This is a genomic window from Ruegeria sp. SAZD013 (assembly GCF_059612525.1).
Window position 1 is genome coordinate 514,643 of the sequence record NZ_JBXWQT010000020.1, and the last position, 14,486, is coordinate 529,128.

Annotated in this window: 16 protein-coding genes and 1 tRNA gene; 8 read left to right on the forward strand and 9 right to left on the reverse strand. The window is 57.7% G+C overall.

Annotated elements, in window-relative coordinates; all coding sequences use genetic code 11:
• Positions 1-59: 59 nt before the first annotated feature.
• Positions 60-145 (reverse strand) — tRNA-Leu (locus AC2FLU_RS08765).
• A 145-nt stretch (positions 146-290) separates the two neighbouring features.
• Here AC2FLU_RS08765 and AC2FLU_RS08770 point away from each other — a divergent pair.
• Positions 291-869: a YqaA family protein gene (locus AC2FLU_RS08770; RefSeq protein WP_480472921.1), complete on the forward strand. Its 579-nt coding sequence runs from the start codon at positions 291-293 to the stop codon at positions 867-869.
• Entirely contained in the window at positions 866-1,336 is a 471-nt protein-coding gene (locus AC2FLU_RS08775; protein WP_480472923.1) for a disulfide bond formation protein B, read from the forward strand. Before AC2FLU_RS08770 ends, AC2FLU_RS08775 begins: the two co-directional genes overlap by 4 nt.
• Here AC2FLU_RS08775 and AC2FLU_RS08780 read toward each other — a convergent pair.
• A complete protein-coding gene (locus AC2FLU_RS08780; protein ID WP_209503840.1) occupies positions 1,333-1,920 on the reverse strand; it encodes an HNH endonuclease in 588 nt (195 codons plus the stop codon). The two genes, AC2FLU_RS08775 and AC2FLU_RS08780, sit on opposite strands and share 4 nt — an antisense overlap.
• A 213-nt stretch (positions 1,921-2,133) precedes the next feature.
• On the opposite strand from AC2FLU_RS08780, the gene AC2FLU_RS08785 reads away from it, so the two are divergent.
• Both AC2FLU_RS08785 and AC2FLU_RS08790 read left to right on the forward strand, forming a co-directional pair.
• Positions 2,134-2,739 (forward strand): rRNA large subunit pseudouridine synthase E, encoded by a 606-nt coding sequence (locus AC2FLU_RS08785; RefSeq protein WP_496808781.1) that lies wholly within the window; start codon positions 2,134-2,136, stop codon positions 2,737-2,739.
• A 32-nt stretch (positions 2,740-2,771) separates the two neighbouring features.
• Complete coding sequence (locus AC2FLU_RS08790; RefSeq protein WP_480553583.1) at positions 2,772-3,197, forward strand: VOC family protein; 426 nt, start codon at positions 2,772-2,774, stop codon at positions 3,195-3,197.
• Positions 3,198-3,240: 43 nt separating this feature from the next.
• Here AC2FLU_RS08790 and AC2FLU_RS08795 read toward each other — a convergent pair whose 3' ends face one another.
• Together AC2FLU_RS08795 and AC2FLU_RS08800 are read right to left on the reverse strand one after the other, a co-directional pair.
• The gene (locus AC2FLU_RS08795; RefSeq protein WP_480553585.1) at positions 3,241-3,906 is read right to left on the reverse strand and encodes an alpha/beta hydrolase; all 666 of its coding nucleotides are present in this window, start codon (positions 3,904-3,906) and stop codon (positions 3,241-3,243) included.
• The gene (locus tag AC2FLU_RS08800; RefSeq protein WP_496811985.1) at positions 3,903-4,535 is read right to left on the reverse strand and encodes a DNA-3-methyladenine glycosylase family protein; all 633 of its coding nucleotides are present in this window, start codon (positions 4,533-4,535) and stop codon (positions 3,903-3,905) included. Before AC2FLU_RS08800 ends, AC2FLU_RS08795 begins: the two co-directional genes overlap by 4 nt.
• A gap of 97 nt (positions 4,536-4,632) precedes the next feature.
• Here AC2FLU_RS08800 and AC2FLU_RS08805 point away from each other — a divergent pair, with 97 nt between their 5' ends.
• Complete coding sequence (locus tag AC2FLU_RS08805) at positions 4,633-5,859, forward strand: MFS transporter (RefSeq protein WP_496808780.1); 1,227 nt, start codon at positions 4,633-4,635, stop codon at positions 5,857-5,859.
• On the opposite strand, the gene AC2FLU_RS08810 is transcribed toward AC2FLU_RS08805, so the two are convergent.
• The 3 genes from AC2FLU_RS08810 to cysS are packed head-to-tail and all read right to left on the reverse strand — an operon-like array spanning position 5,860 to position 9,670.
• The gene (locus AC2FLU_RS08810) at positions 5,860-6,636 is read right to left on the reverse strand and encodes a squalene/phytoene synthase family protein (RefSeq protein ID WP_496808801.1); all 777 of its coding nucleotides are present in this window, start codon (positions 6,634-6,636) and stop codon (positions 5,860-5,862) included. It abuts the gene before it with no gap.
• Between the two features lie 2 nt (positions 6,637-6,638).
• The gene (cimA, locus tag AC2FLU_RS08815) at positions 6,639-8,273 is read right to left on the reverse strand and encodes a citramalate synthase (protein ID WP_480517130.1); all 1,635 of its coding nucleotides are present in this window, start codon (positions 8,271-8,273) and stop codon (positions 6,639-6,641) included.
• Complete coding sequence (gene cysS / locus AC2FLU_RS08820) at positions 8,273-9,670, reverse strand: cysteine--tRNA ligase (protein WP_480553589.1); 1,398 nt, start codon at positions 9,668-9,670, stop codon at positions 8,273-8,275. Before cysS ends, cimA begins: the two co-directional genes overlap by 1 nt.
• Positions 9,671-9,889: 219 nt before the next feature.
• Here cysS and AC2FLU_RS08825 point away from each other — a divergent pair, with 219 nt between their 5' ends.
• Together AC2FLU_RS08825 and AC2FLU_RS08830 are read left to right on the forward strand one after the other, a co-directional pair.
• On the forward strand, positions 9,890-10,234 hold the full coding sequence (locus AC2FLU_RS08825; RefSeq protein WP_496811941.1) for an MmcQ/YjbR family DNA-binding protein: 345 nt from the start codon (positions 9,890-9,892) through the stop codon (positions 10,232-10,234).
• A 56-nt stretch (positions 10,235-10,290) separates the two neighbouring features.
• A complete protein-coding gene (locus AC2FLU_RS08830) occupies positions 10,291-11,475 on the forward strand; it encodes a pyridoxal phosphate-dependent aminotransferase (RefSeq protein ID WP_496811942.1) in 1,185 nt (394 codons plus the stop codon).
• A 6-nt stretch (positions 11,476-11,481) separates the two neighbouring features.
• On the opposite strand, the gene AC2FLU_RS08835 is transcribed toward AC2FLU_RS08830, so the two are convergent.
• The gene (locus AC2FLU_RS08835; protein ID WP_496811943.1) at positions 11,482-12,000 is read right to left on the reverse strand and encodes an outer membrane protein; all 519 of its coding nucleotides are present in this window, start codon (positions 11,998-12,000) and stop codon (positions 11,482-11,484) included.
• Between the two features lie 414 nt (positions 12,001-12,414).
• Here AC2FLU_RS08835 and AC2FLU_RS08840 point away from each other — a divergent pair, with 414 nt between their 5' ends.
• Complete coding sequence (locus AC2FLU_RS08840) at positions 12,415-13,959, forward strand: trimethylamine methyltransferase family protein (RefSeq protein WP_480553597.1); 1,545 nt, start codon at positions 12,415-12,417, stop codon at positions 13,957-13,959.
• Between the two features lie 52 nt (positions 13,960-14,011).
• Here the strand turns inward: AC2FLU_RS08840 and AC2FLU_RS08845 are convergent, their stop codons facing one another.
• The gene (locus AC2FLU_RS08845) at positions 14,012-14,257 is read right to left on the reverse strand and encodes an EF-hand domain-containing protein (protein WP_480472945.1); all 246 of its coding nucleotides are present in this window, start codon (positions 14,255-14,257) and stop codon (positions 14,012-14,014) included.
• Positions 14,258-14,486: the final 229 nt, after the last annotated feature.

Here is a 14,486-nt window from a genome sequence, read left to right on the forward strand (position 1 = left end):
GCAATAAGCCCGAAAAGAAAAAACAGGAAGCAGGTTCCCCTAACCCCCTGTTTTTACTTTGGTACCCAAGGCCGGACTCGAACCGGCACGGTATCACTACCGGGGGATTTTGAATCCCCTGCGTCTACCATTCCGCCACTTGGGCCACGGACACTGGATTAGCGCCCATCCGAGGGAAGGTCCAGAGGCAAAAATCATCCAATAATCCATTTGTTTCGACCGCGATGGTTGACGGGCCGTCAGGTGCGTGGTTTGGCTTTCCGGGGCCGAGAACGGGATTTGAGTGCTTAATGTTGCGATCACTTTATGACTGGACAATTCGTCTGGCGGAACACCCTCATGCGCTGTGGGCGCTGGCTGTTGTGGCCTTTGTCGAAAGTTCGTTCTTTCCGATTCCCCCCGACGTTCTGATGATTCCGATGATCCTGGCGCGCCCGTCGCGCGCCTGGCTGATTGCAACTGTTGCTCTGGTGGCTTCGGTTCTGGGCGGGATGCTGGGCTATGCGATTGGTGCGTTTTTCTATGAAAGTCTGGGGCAGCCCATTCTTGAATCCATGGGCAAGGCCCATGCGATGGAAGAATTCAACACACGCTTCAACGATTTCGGGTTCTGGGCGGTCCTGGCCGCCGGAGTGACGCCTTTCCCGTACAAGGTCATCACCATCATGTCCGGCTGGACAGGAATGCCGCTTGGGACATTCATCGCAACGTCGATACTGGCACGTGCGCTCAGATTCTTCCTTGTTGCGGCCCTGCTTTGGGGCTTTGGCGAGCCGATCCGTGAATTTATTGAAAAACGCTTGGGGCTGATGTTCACCTTGTTCATCGTCCTCCTGTTCGGCGGCTTCCTGGTGGTGAAATACCTATGACGAGACGTTCACAACTTATCGCACTGGCAAGTCTTGGGTCCCTGGCCCTTCTGCTGGCAGCTTTTGGCTTTCAATATCTGGGCGGCCTTGCCCCCTGTAAAATGTGTATCTGGCAGCGCTACCCGCATGGGGTCGCAATCGCGATTGGCGTTTTGGCGCTGGCCTTGCCAAGACTGAGCATCCTGCCACTATGTGGCGCGATGGCAGCGGCTGTCACTTCGGGTATTGGGTTTTACCACGCCGGCGTTGAACAAGGATGGTGGGAAGGTCCGACCAGTTGCACATCCGGCAGCATCAGTGGGATGTCGAATGACGACCTGTTCGACCAGATTATGTCAGCGCCTTTGGTTCGCTGCGACGATATCCCGTGGGAAATGTTCAATATCTCGATGGCCGGATGGAATGCCATTGCCTCGGCTGTTCTGGTACTGATCTGGCTCGCGGCGTGGCGCGCAAGCAAGGCCTAGAATTCGTCCAGCTCAGCATCCCAATACAGAAAATCGATCCAGCTTTCGTGTAAGTGATTGGGCGGAAACTTCCGACCAACATTGCGCAGTGCTTCGGCGTCAGGCTGACGGGGCGGCTTTCGCAGGCTCATTCCTGCCTGACGCAGCGATTTCGACCCTTTGCGCAGGTTGCACGGGCTGCACGCCGCCACAACGTTCTGCCAACTGGTCACCCCACCGGCGGCGCGTGGCACCACATGATCAAAGGTCAAATCACCGCGGCTGCCACAGTACTGGCACCGGAACTCGTCCCTCAGAAATAAATTAAAGCGCGTGAAGGCCACGCGCTTTCTGGGTTTTACATAGTCTTTCAGAACAACGACCGAAGGTATTCGGATCTGAGTACTTGGGCTGCGAACCACTTCGTCGTATTCGGCCACGATGTCGACGCGATCCAGCCAGGCGGCCTTGATCGCTTCCTGCCAGGGCCACAGGGACAACGGGTAATAAGACAGGGGGCGATAATCGGCGTTCAAAACCAATGCCGGATGATGCTTCAGCGCACCAGGCTCCCTGACAAATTCGGTCCTGAAGTCTCCGTCCATATCAGAATCGCTCCTCGCTCTGCTCTGCCCGTTTTTGACATCAGAGCGGGGAACACCCGCCCCGGCCTTAGTATAACTATATATCGTGTTAATACTCTGACAAGCCCTGATTTTCCACAATATGTCGCAAACTGGGTAATGCGAATCCGTAACAGGCGCATGACAGTTATCCACAGCTTGCGCGGGACGCACTCTTCGGGGTATGCGCGGGTCATGTCCTGGTTCATTCGCTTCAACAAACCTTATGATGTGCTGCCGCAGTTCACCGACCGCGACAATGGGGATACTCCGCGCAGTACACTGTCCGATTTCATCGATCTGCCCGGGGTTTATCCCGCCGGTCGGTTGGATCGTGACAGCGAAGGTTTGATGCTGCTGACTGACCACGGCAAGTTGCAGGCGCAGATATCGGATCCCAAGCACAAGATGGCAAAAACCTATTGGGTTCAGGTCGAAGGCATCCCGGACGAAACCGCCCTGAAAGCGCTGCGAAACGGCGTCGAGTTGAAAGACGGCCTGACCCGTCCGGCGAAGGTGCGCCAGATCGACGAGCCAGACAACCTGTGGCCCCGCACCCCACCAATCCGCGAACGCGAGACAGTTCCAGACAGTTGGATAGAACTGTCCATACGCGAGGGCAAAAACCGTCAGGTGCGTCGAATGACGGCCGCCGTGGGCCTGCCGACCCTGCGCCTGATCCGTTATCGAATCGGAGACTGGACTCTGGACGATCTGGAACCGGGCCAGTGGGACAGCCTGCCCATGCCATCCCTGAACACCACACCGCAACGAAAACGCGACCGTCGACCGCGCCGGTGACATACCCTGCCCTGATCTGCTAAACTTGAGTCATGAAACTAACTCCCGGAATACCGGCCCCTTCGGCGATTCTGGAAGCGTCGCTTTATGTCGATGATCTGGACGCAGCAGAACAGTTTTACGGCGAAGTACTGGGCCTGAAACGCATTCAGCGTGTCGCCGACCGCCACGTGTTTTACCGAATTGGCGGATCGGTCCTGCTGATCTTTAACCCGGAACAGACGGAACAGCCGCCCCTCGACCCGGACATGCCCGTTCCGCCACATGGCGCCCGTGGTGCCGGGCATGTGTGTCTTGTACTGACCCGTGATGAAATCGCGGTAATGCGCAAGCACCTTCTGGACTGGAATGTCCCCGTAGACGCAGAATTTGACTGGCCCGGAGGCGCACGATCTTTGTACGTGCGCGACCCGGCCGGAAACTCAGTCGAGTTTGCGGAAGCGCATCTTTGGTCTTAATCCGATGCGAAACGACAGTGTTCTGCTGATTTAATCTTACCGGCTAAAGGCTCAGCTTGTCGCGCATGAAGGCCAGGGCCACACTCAGCCCGTCCGGGGCGATGCCGTGCCCGGTGCCCTTCATGACATGAGCGTAGACCTCTTTGAAACCGGCGGATTGCAGGGCCTCTGCCGCTTCGGGCAAGGATTGCGGCGGGACGACGTCGTCGGCGTCGCCATGCACCAGCAATACCGGCATCCGGCTGACAGTTTCGTCTGCCAGAAGGTCCGCCTCTAGCAAACGGCCTGAGAAAGCGACAATTCCGGCCACGGGGTCTTCGCGGCGGGGCGCGACATACAAGCTCATCATCGTGCCCTGACTGAAACCAAACAGGACTACCTGTTCGGGCAGAACATCTTCATCCACCATCAGCGCATCCAGAAAGGCATTAAAGTCCTCGACCGCCATTTCCATGCCCCTGCGCGCTTCTTCCTCAGACGACCCGTCAATCCAGGGAATCGGAAACCACTGAAAGCCATTCGGCATTCCGGGGATCTGCTCGGGCGCGTCCGGGGCCACGAACAATGTGTCGGGCAGATGTTCACCCAGCGGGTCGGCCAAACCCAGCAGATCGGCACCGTTTGCGCCATAGCCATGCACGAACACCACAACCGAGCGCGTGTCGGCCGAAACAGGCTCTTTCCGGAGCGCATTCAAAACCCGTGTCATCTGATCCCTTCTCTTTGCTTTGCAACCCGGTAATAGGCCCACAGCACCCGCGCCGCAACCGAGCGCCAGGGCGACCAGGCCTCGGCCATCTTGCGCAGTTCTTTATCCGTTGGGCGATTGGGCAGGTCATAGAGGATGCGCGCGGCCTCTTGCAGCGCCAGGTCGCCGGGGGCGATCACGTCAGCGCGACCAAGCGAGAACATGGCGTATATTTCCGCAGTCCATACGCCGATGCCTGGCACTTGCGTCAGCGTGGTCACAACCTCCGCATCAGGAACATCACGTAACGCTTTGTAATCTATACACGATTCTGCCAACGCCTTTGCATATCGGATCTTCTGACGGCTTAGCCCTACGGCCCGCAGATCGTCATCCGTTGCCCACATGATCTTACGCGGACCTGTCAGTTTGGCGTCTTGCAGGCGTTGCCATATTGCAATGGCCGAAGCCACGCTGACCTGTTGGCTGACAATGGCACTCAGCAGCTGCGCGAACCCGTCAGGACGGCGACGTAGCGGCAATGGGCCAATCTGTTCCATGGCATAGGCCATGCGTGGGCACCTCCGGGCCAGCCATTCAGCCCCTTCCGCCACACAACCCGGCGTTTCGATGATGCGGCCAACGGGCATGTAGTCCCCCTGCTCGGTTGTTACTGGCACGTTAGGCGCATGTGCCGCAGATGCAACCGGGTTGTGCCGCAAACACTTAGCCGATACCCATTCCGCCATGACCATGATCTCGACCCTTCCTAATGACCGTCAGGCCAAACGCAACGTTGCTGTCTTAGTGGCGGCGCAGGCCATTCTGGGCGCGCAGATGCCAATGATGTTCATCGTCGGAGGGCTGGCCGGTCAGTCGCTGGCGACCAATCCCTGCCTGGCGACATTGCCCATTTCACTGATTGTTCTGGGATCGATGCTGGCGGCCACGCCAATTTCGGCCATCATGCAAAAATGGGGGCGTCGCGTCGGGTTCTTTGTTGGCGCGACATCCGGTGCGTTGGGCGGGTTGATCGGGGCCTATGGCCTGTTTCTTGGCTCTTTCCCCGTCTTCCTTATCGGCAGCCTGTTAACAGGCTTCTACATGAGCGCGCACGGGTTCTATCGCTTTGCAGCAGCAGACACCGCATCAGACGATTACCGCCCCAAAGCGATTTCCTATGTCATGGCTGGTGGACTGGCGGCTGCCATCATTGGCCCGCAAATCGTAAAACTCACATCCGAAGCCTATGTCATCCCTTTTCTGGGCACCTATCTGGCTGTCATTGGGATCAATGTTCTGGGGTCCGCCCTGTTCTTCTTTCTTGACATCCCGACGCCTGCAAAACCCACCGGCTCCGAGCCCAAGGGGCGGTCGCGACTGGAATTACTGAAAACACCTCGCATCGCCGTGGCCATCATATGTGCCATGGTATCTTACGCGCTGATGAACCTTGTGATGACCTCGACACCGTTGGCCGTGGTTGGTTGTGGTTACTCGGCCAATGACGCGGCGGACATCGTTACCAGCCACGTGCTTGCCATGTATGTGCCCAGTTTCTTCACCGGTCACCTGATCGCCCGGTTTGGTATCGAAAGGATTGTTGCGCTGGGTCTGGCGATTCTTGCAACCGCTGGCCTGGTCGCCTTGCAGGGCGTTGAATTGGGGAACTTTTTCGTTGCCCTCATTCTTCTGGGTGTTGGATGGAACTTTGGCTTTATCGGCGCGACCACGATGCTGGCCGCATCGCATGAGCCGCAGGAACGCGGCCGGATGCAGGGTCTTAACGACTTGCTGGTGTTTGGCGGAGTGACTATGGCCTCGCTGGCTTCGGGTGGATTGATGAACTGCTCGGGTGGGTCCCCGGTCGAAGGGTGGACAGCAGTCAACCTTGCAATGATCCCATTGCTGACACTGGCGGGCGGGGCCCTGTTGTGGCTGGTTCTGCGACCGGCCGACCCGGAACGGGCCTGATCACCAGCGCCCGCTGCCCACAGCCCACATCAAGGACAATCGCTGCTGTATTTCTCCCGGTACCAGAGCACCGGAGGCAACACGTTCGGGTCGGGCTATGGCTTGCTTCAATATCCGTTCGGCCAACCACCCGGAATATAATGCCGACCGTGCCTCAACCGAAATATCAGCCCTATGCGATCTGGCTTTATACAGACGATTCAATGCGGCCCCGGCCAAGGCACGCACCCCTTCAGAGGTGCCGTCCAGCAACGGTATCCGCCCGCGTCTTTCCAGTTCAGGAATAGCCCTCAGCCAGTTCGCCACCCCGACCGCATATCCAAAGTCACGCATCGCTGGTTCATCCGCTGCCCCCAGCGCCTGAGCGGATGCAACAAACAATGAACCCGTACTGTGATCGATATAGGCGTCAAAGTGTTCCTGATCTTCGAACGGATCACGGTATATATCCCAACGTCTTACGGCCACATATTCATCCAAAACGCCAGCCAGATGGGGCGAAAGAACCCTTGACAAGGGTGTTACCACCTCGTGCCGCCGTACGGTTGCCCCTTCAGCAATTTCCTGTAGCGCGTCACGCCACCATTGCAGCCGCATCTCGGCGATCATCGGTTCTTGCGTCACCCAGGGTGCGCGGGCAACTTCGACGTTCAGCGCGTAAATTGGGAACAGGACTGCACGGTCTGCAACCGGTGCAGCCATCGCTGCGCGGAAACGATCTGGATCAGCCCGTTGCACAAGTGCCGCGCAGGCTTTGACGTCTTGGTCAAAGATCACGCTCACTCGGCTGCTGCCTTTTTCGGATCACAATCGCGCACCAATTTCCACTGAATCGCATCCAGAAGCGCCTCGAAAGACGCATCGACTATGTTCGCGCTGACGCCCACGGTAGACCAGCGCCGCCCCTGCCCGTCTTCGCTGTCAATGATGACACGCGTGACCGCTTCGGTGCCGCCTTGCGTAATCCGCACCTTGAAGTCGACCAGACGCATATCTGACAGTACCTGCGAATACTGGCCCAGGTCCTTGGCCAAGGCTTTGGCCAGCGCGTTCACCGGCCCCCTGTCGCTGCCTGACTCGTCCATGGATTCGCTGACAGACAGCTTCTTTTCGCCATCCACTCTTACGACAACAACGGCCTCGGACAGGCTGACCATCTTGTTGTATTTGTTCTTACGCCGTTCAACGGTGACTTTGTAACGCTTGACCTCGAAGAACTCGGGCAATTGACCCAGCTCTTCCCGCGCCAGCAGTTCAAAACTGGCCTGAGCGGTGTCATAGGAATATCCGTCAGCCTCGCGGGCTTTTATCTGGTCAAGGATGCGGCCAAGTGCCGGGTCACCTGCCTCAACACGCAAACCGGCCTCGGTCAAACGCTTACGCAGGTTTGACTGGCCAGCTTGGTTCGACATCGGAATGATACGCGAGTTCCCGACGCTTGCGGGTTCCACATGCTCATATGTCGATGGATCCTTGAGGATCGCGCTGGCGTGCAGCCCGGCCTTATGCGCAAAAGCCGACGCCCCGACATAAGCCGCCTGCTTGCTGGGCACCCGATTCAGAACATCATCCAGCATCCGGCTGATCCGGGTCAAACCAGCCAAAGCCTCACGGCTGACACCAATATCAAACTGCGACGCATAGGGTTCCTTCAGCAACAGCGTCGGGATCAAAGCGGTCAGATTTGCATTGCCGCAACGCTCGCCCAAACCATTCAATGTGCCCTGAATTTGCCGTGCACCGGCCTCAACAGCAGCCAGAGAACAGGCAACGGCGTTTTCGGTATCGTTATGGGTGTGAATGCCCAGCCGATCACCGGGCAGCCCGGCTGCGATCACCTCGGATACAATCCGCCCGACCTCGGACGGCAAAGCGCCACCATTTGTGTCGCACAGGACAACCCACCGCGCGCCAGCCTCAAGCGCTGCGCGACATACATCCACGGCATATTCCGGATTGTCCTTGTAGCCATCAAAGAAATGTTCCGCATCAAACAGCGCTTCACGCCCCTGCGCGACGATATGCGCGACCGAGGCGCGCACGTTTTCCGTGTTTTCTTCCAGTGAAATGCCAAGCGCGTGGGTGACGTGATAATCATGCGACTTGCCGACCAGACAAACAGCCTGCGTTCCCGCATTCATCACCGCAGCCAGCACATCGTCATTCTCGGCTGATCGTCCTGCGCGTTTGGTCATGCCGAATGCCGTCAACCGGGCCGCGGTTTTCGGAGCCACCTCGAAAAACGCGCTATCGGTCGGGTTGGCGCCGGGCCAACCGCCTTCGATGTAATCCACGCCCAATGCGTCCAGCGCCTGCGCGATCTGCACTTTTTCTGCGGTCGAGAACTGCACGCCCTGCGTTTGCTGCCCATCGCGCAGGGTTGTGTCGTAAAGGTAGAGGCGTTCCTTGGTCATCAGACCTCCTCCAGCTTGGCAGCATCAAAACCGGCGCCCGGCACCAGTTCGACACCTTCCTTGCTCATTCGAACCTCAAGCCCCGCCGCTACATATGCTGCCTTCAAGCGATCAACTTCCGAGAAGTCCTTGCTTTGCATCGCGGTGGCTCGTGCTTTCGCCAAACGGTCCGCATGGGCGGTCAGGTCGAAAGATGCGGTATCGGCCCAGTCGCCCATCTCAGACAAAAGCAAACCCAGCTGTTGCGAACTTGCCAACAGGCCTGCGGCGTCACCATCTGAAGCCAGGCGGTAAAGCTCGCTCATGGCACCTGCCGTATTCAGATCGTCACTTAGTGCTGCGATGACTTCAGGTGCCGCACTGGCGGCAGGTTCGATACCTGCTGTCAGCGCCCGCCATTTGCGCAGCGTCGCCTCGGCCTCATGGGCCTTTTTCTCGGTCCAGTCCATCGGCTTGCGATAATGCGTCTGAAGAAAGACGAAGCGGATCACTTCACCCGGCACGCCCTGCTCCAACAGATCGTGCACGGTAAAGAAATTGCCCAGCGATTTGGACATTTTCTTTCCTTCAACCTGCAGCATCTCGTTATGCAGCCAGACCCGCGCGAATTCGCCATGCGGGTGCGCGCATTTGCTTTGGGCGATCTCGTTCTCATGATGCGGGAACATCAGGTCGTTGCCACCACCATGGATATCAAAGCTCTCACCCAGCAGTTCATAGCTCATGGCTGAGCATTCGATGTGCCAGCCCGGACGTCCCCTGCCCCATGGGCTGTCCCAGCCCGGCAGTTCATCGGTCGAAGGCTTCCACAACACGAAATCCATCGGGTTTTTCTTGTATGGTGCCACCTCGACCCGCGCACCTGCGATCATGTCATCGACCGACCGGCCAGACAGCTTGCCATAGCTTTCTTTCCAGCTGTCGACCGCGAACAGAACATGGCCTTCGGCGGCATAGGCGTGGCCCTTGGCGATCAGGTCTTCGATCATCGCGATCATCTGGGCGATATACTGGGTCGCGCGCGGCATCTGGTTGGGTTCCAACGCTCCCAACGCCCCCATGTCGTGCAAGTACCAGTCGATGGTCTCGTCCGACCGCTCCTGCACCAATTGTTCCAGCGTGCCTTCTGCACCAGCCTGCTTGCGCGCCAGCGCCGTCGCATTGATCTTGTCGTCCACATCGGTGAAGTTGCGCACATAGGTCACATGCTTTGCGCCATAGACGTAGCGCAAAAGGCGATAGAGCACATCGAACACAACCACCGGACGGGCATTACCCAAATGGGCGCGGTCATAGACCGTTGGGCCACAGACATACATCCGCACGTTTTCAGGATCGATCGGTACGAAGTCTTCCTTCGTCCGCGTCCGTGTGTTGTGCAGCTTGATCGTCGTCATCGGTCGGGCTCCTAAGAAACAGCAAAGGCTTGCGCGTTGGCGCGGGCTTAGCAACTTGTCTCAGGGATGAAAACGAAAGAAACCGGCCCGCTTGATAAATCAGCAGGTAATGCAGCAGATAATGATGCAGGTCACCGGGTTCATGGGACATCGGTTAGCATGGGATCATTCGCAAGCCAAGTGTTGAGTTTGCCACCCCCGTTGGGCACAGTGCCAAACATGGACCGAAATTTCGTCACTTCCATCTGCAAAACGCTTCCCGGCGCTGAACTGTCCGATCCCTGGGGCGGTGGCCATGACGCCTGGAAAATTGGTGGCAAGATGTTCGCCTGTATCGGAATCGCAAATGATGGTGTTTCCGTCAAAACGCCCGATATCGAGACGGCGCAGATGCTGATTGACGCCGGGATCGGCGTAAAAGCCCCCTATTTCCACCGCAGCTGGGTGCGTCTTCCGTTTGAAACCGGCGCTGACGAAATGCGCCATCGTTTGACTGCGTCCTATGACCTTGTCCGCGCATCATTGACCAAAAAACTTCAGGCCTCGATAGCGCCGCGAAGCTGATTGACAAACGCCTGCCGCTCTGTCCCATTCAGCGCAGAGTAACCGGGGCCCTTGTCATGGAATTGTCCAAGCGCATCACGCAGATCACCGGCGGCAGCGACGGGTGGGAGGTGTTCAACCGCGCCCGACGGATGCTGAATGATGGGCATGCCGTGACAGAATTGACAATCGGCGAGCATGACGTTCGTACCGACCCGTCGATCCTGCACGCTATGGGCCTGTCGGCCCGCAACGGTCACACCGGTTATGCCACTGTGCCCGGAACAGATTTGCTGCGTGATACGGTTGCTGCCCGGGTTCAGTCCCGCACAGGTATTCCAACGACGCGCAACAATGTACTGGTCACGCCCGGTGGGCAGTCCGCCCTGTTCGCGTCGCATATGGCTGTGTGCGATCCCGGCGACACCGGGCTGTTTCTTGACCCGTATTATGCCACCTATCCCGGGACGATTCGCGGTGCCGGGGCCATTGCCCGCGCTGTTCGGACCGCTGCAGAGGATGCATTTCAACCGCGCGCCGAATTGATTGATGCAGCCGCGGAAGGCGCGGTTTCGCTGTTGATCAACACACCGAACAACCCGACCGGAGTGGTGTATTCCCGTCAGTCACTTGAAGCCATTGCCGATGTTTGCCAACGCCGTGACCTGTGGCTGATATCAGACGAAGTCTATGACACCCAGATCTGGGAGGGCGAGCACCTGTCCGCCCGCGTGCTGCCCGGAATGGCCGACCGTACCTTGGTTGTTGGATCAATGTCCAAATCTCATGCCATGACCGGGTCCCGATGCGGGTGGATCGTTGGTCCTGAATACGTGATCCGTCACCTGATAGATCTGGCTACTCATACAACCTATGGCGTACCGGGGTTCATTCAGGACGCGGCCAGCTTTGCACTGACCGCAGGACACGAACTTGAAAACAAGATCGCCGCGCCATTCCGTCGCCGCCGTTCATTGGCGATGGACGTATTAGCGGCACAGAACACAGTGGGGCTCGTCCCGGCGCAGGGTTCTATGTATCTGATGCTGGATGTACGGGCGACCGGGTTGACGAGTGAAGGGTTTGCGAACGCCCTTTTGGACACTCATGCGATTGCGGTCATGCCGGGCGAAAGCTTTGGCAAAGCCGCAGCGGGGCACATTCGGGTTGCCATGACCGTGGATGATGAGAAATTTGTCAGTGCCTTGAGAACCCTGTGCATGTTTTCAGCGCAGCTCGCCAAGCGACACGCGGCTGAATAGCCGCATTCAAAACCGAAACGTCGTACGCAGGTTGAAAACATTGGTGTCCAGACTGCCGCTGGACCGGGTGACATCGTCGAAATTCTGCCGCAGTGCTTCACCGCTGATGACGAAATTCTCGCCAATCGGATAGGCCAATCCGATTCCGTAAACCGCGGCTGTGTCACTGTCGAGCGATGTATCAGCCCGCGCTGCGCCTACGACCACGTACCCCAGAGCGTTACCGAAATCATATCCACCACGCAATTTCAAGCTGGTCATGCTGTCGAGACTGCCCTGAGACTGTCCGAGGTTCAGGGACAGCCGATTATACTCCAACTCACCGCCCAGAACGAAATTCCCAAAGTCCCGGTCATAGCCCAGATGCGCACCAAAGGCCGTATCATCGCCATTCGCACCACCCGGACCATCGGCATCTGCAAATCCAAAACTGAAACCGGCATACCCGCCAGTCCAATCCTCCGCCGCAACAGGGTTAGCGACGGCGATAAATATCGCAACAACAAGGACGGAAATAAGGTTCATAGTCGGGTTCAATGCAACACCGCTCTGGTTTCGATCAGAGGCATGACTTCAATTCAATCTGTGACCTGCTGCTCATAATTCAACTCCGCGCAGCAGACCTTGGAAGTAAGTGAATGCAGTATAACAGATTTCTTCCAAAACGGGCGAAAATCTCGGCGTTTGGTTCTCTGACCCCATAAGCCGTGAGAATTGTCCATATGAATAATCATCAAAGGTCGCAAATAGAACAGATTGTGTCGCCGCGTTTTGGAATTGTCGCGCAAGACGTTGAGGGGCAAAATGGCAGACGATGACTGGAAAATCAGCCTGATCAGCCGCACCATTGGGGCGGATCGTGGCCGCGCCGCACGAGGACGGCCGTAAAGGTGTGCTTGCAGACACCTTAAGACATCACTCAACGACCGGATTCTTGAAATGAACGACCAACCCCGCAATTCTTCGCGCAGTGGCGGCCGCGCCGCGCGCCGTGCTGCCCGTGCAACCGCACTGCCTGAGCACCTGCGACCTGTCCGCCCCGGAATGGAAGGCGGCGTCCTGAATGTACTGACACAGGCGCAGATCGAACGCATCCACGAAGCAGCACTTACCGCGCTTGAAACCATTGGCTTGGCGGATGCCCCGCAAAGTGGCATTGACTATCTGGTCGGTGCGGGCTGCACCTTGGGTGACGATGGCCGTATCCGTTTCCCTCGTGCCCTTGTCGAGGACACGATTGCTAAGGCGAACCGCTCAGTCACTTTGTACAGCCGGGATGGAAACACCGATCTGGAATTGTCGGGCACCAAAGTGCACTACGGTACGGCCGGGGCCGCCGTGTCCATGGTCGACGTCCACGGTCGGGAATATCGCCATTCCACCGTGCAAGATCTGCACGATGCCGCGCGAATCTGCCAACATCTTGATAACATTCACTTTGTGCAGCGGCCAATGGTCTGTCGTGACATCGCGGACAACCTCGAAATGGACCTCAACACAATTTACGCCTGTTGTTCTGGGTCCTTCAAACATGTCGGGACATCCTTCACCGAACCAAGCCACGTCGCACCGGCGATGGAGATGATCTATATGATTGCGGGCGGTGAAAACAAATTTCGCGAGCGCCCCTTCGTTTCGAACTCGAACTGCTTTGTTGTTCCTCCAATGAAATTCGCAACCGAAAGCTGCGAAGTGATGGAAGCATGCATCAAGGCCGGTATGCCTGTCTTGTTGCTATCTGCCGGTATGGCCGGTGCCACAGCGCCGTCGACCATCGCCGGTGCGATCACGCAAGCAACTGCGGAATGCCTGGCGGGATTGGTTTATGTTAATGCCGTAAGTCCCGGTGCCCCGGCGATTTTCGGCACCTGGCCCTTTGGTCTGGACCTGCGGACCGGTGCCATGTCGATTGGTTCAGGGGAACAGGCCCTTCTGACTGCCGGATGCGCCCAGATGCACCGGTTCTATGACTTGCCGGGCGGAGCTGCGGCTGGCGCATCGGATTCGAAACTGCCCGATATGCAGGCCGGCTGGGAACAGATGTGTTCGAACGTCATGGCAGGTCTGTCCGGTCTGAACATGGTGTATGAGGCGGCCGGGATGCATGCCTCGTTGCTGGGGTTCTGCCTGGAAAGCCTTATCCTCAGCGATGATCTGATCGGACAGGCGCAACGCTGTGTACGCGGGATCGAGGTGACGGATGACACGCTGGCACTGGATCAAATGGCGGCGGTATGCATGGGCGGCCCAGGCCACTATCTGGGAACTGACGCAACGCTGAGCCGGATGCAGTCAGATTACGTCTATCCAACATTCGGAGATCGCTCCTCGCCGAAAGAGTGGGTGGAGCTTGGCAAGCCCGATCTGGTGGAAAAAGCCGTAGCCCGGAAAGAGGAAATCCTTTCCACCCCTTCCCCTGCAAGGTTCGACCCGGTTCTGGACGCCGAGATTCGGAAAAAATTCAAAATCCATCTTCCCGCCTAAGGTGATGGAAAAGGCGGCCCGAAATGGATCGGGCCGCCTGTTCATTCGATGCCTACCCGTCGCTGGGCGGCAGCAATCCTGCCTCCTGCGCGATCGCGACCTCGTCTGCATCCAACGCTCCGTCACCATTGGCATCCATGGCCGAGAAAGTGTCAGCGTTGATTTCCGGTACGACTGCCTGAATTTCCTCGATGGTCAAAAGACCATCACCGTTGGTATCGGCTGAGGATTGGGCCGAAGCAACGCCGGGTAAGCCCAGAACGGCCACGGAAAGCCCGATCAAATAATGCGATTTCATTTCAGTGCCTCCTGAAAGGTGTGTTTGTGTTTACGTCCGGACAGCGCCCAGAAGCACATGGACACCCCGGCGCGTCACGCGCTTTGGTAGAACTTCGTGATTTCACGCCAATCTTCGCGTGTTTGCCCGAGTCGGGTTTGCGGCCCTCCGCCTGAAGAAGGCGGCAAAACCTGTATCGGCGGCTCTTGCCCGACAGGACCACCTCAATCCGGCAATGTGGCGCTTATCC

Bases quoted from the DNA above. Each gene is read 5' to 3' on its own strand.
- AC2FLU_RS08790 (WP_480553583.1), top strand. From the start codon at position 2,772: ATGAAACTAACTCCCGGAATACCGGCCCCTTCGGCGATTCTGGAAGCG.
- AC2FLU_RS08845 (WP_480472945.1), bottom strand. From the start codon at position 14,257: ATGAAATCGCATTATTTGATCGGGCTTTCCGTGGCCGTTCTGGGCTTA.
- AC2FLU_RS08800 (WP_496811985.1), bottom strand. From the start codon at position 4,535: ATGCCCGTTGGCCGCATCATCGAAACGCCGGGTTGTGTGGCGGAAGGG.
- AC2FLU_RS08805 (WP_496808780.1), top strand. From the start codon at position 4,633: ATGACCATGATCTCGACCCTTCCTAATGACCGTCAGGCCAAACGCAAC.
- AC2FLU_RS08795 (WP_480553585.1), bottom strand. From the start codon at position 3,906: ATGACACGGGTTTTGAATGCGCTCCGGAAAGAGCCTGTTTCGGCCGAC.
- cysS (WP_480553589.1), bottom strand. From the start codon at position 9,670: ATGACGACGATCAAGCTGCACAACACACGGACGCGGACGAAGGAAGAC.
- AC2FLU_RS08785 (WP_496808781.1), top strand. From the start codon at position 2,134: ATGTCCTGGTTCATTCGCTTCAACAAACCTTATGATGTGCTGCCGCAG.
- AC2FLU_RS08780 (WP_209503840.1), bottom strand. From the start codon at position 1,920: ATGGACGGAGACTTCAGGACCGAATTTGTCAGGGAGCCTGGTGCGCTG.
- AC2FLU_RS08770 (WP_480472921.1), top strand. From the start codon at position 291: ATGTTGCGATCACTTTATGACTGGACAATTCGTCTGGCGGAACACCCT.
- cimA (WP_480517130.1), bottom strand. From the start codon at position 8,273: ATGACCAAGGAACGCCTCTACCTTTACGACACAACCCTGCGCGATGGG.
- AC2FLU_RS08825 (WP_496811941.1), top strand. From the start codon at position 9,890: ATGGACCGAAATTTCGTCACTTCCATCTGCAAAACGCTTCCCGGCGCT.
- AC2FLU_RS08775 (WP_480472923.1), top strand. From the start codon at position 866: ATGACGAGACGTTCACAACTTATCGCACTGGCAAGTCTTGGGTCCCTG.
- AC2FLU_RS08830 (WP_496811942.1), top strand. From the start codon at position 10,291: ATGGAATTGTCCAAGCGCATCACGCAGATCACCGGCGGCAGCGACGGG.
- AC2FLU_RS08835 (WP_496811943.1), bottom strand. From the start codon at position 12,000: ATGAACCTTATTTCCGTCCTTGTTGTTGCGATATTTATCGCCGTCGCT.
- AC2FLU_RS08840 (WP_480553597.1), top strand. From the start codon at position 12,415: ATGAACGACCAACCCCGCAATTCTTCGCGCAGTGGCGGCCGCGCCGCG.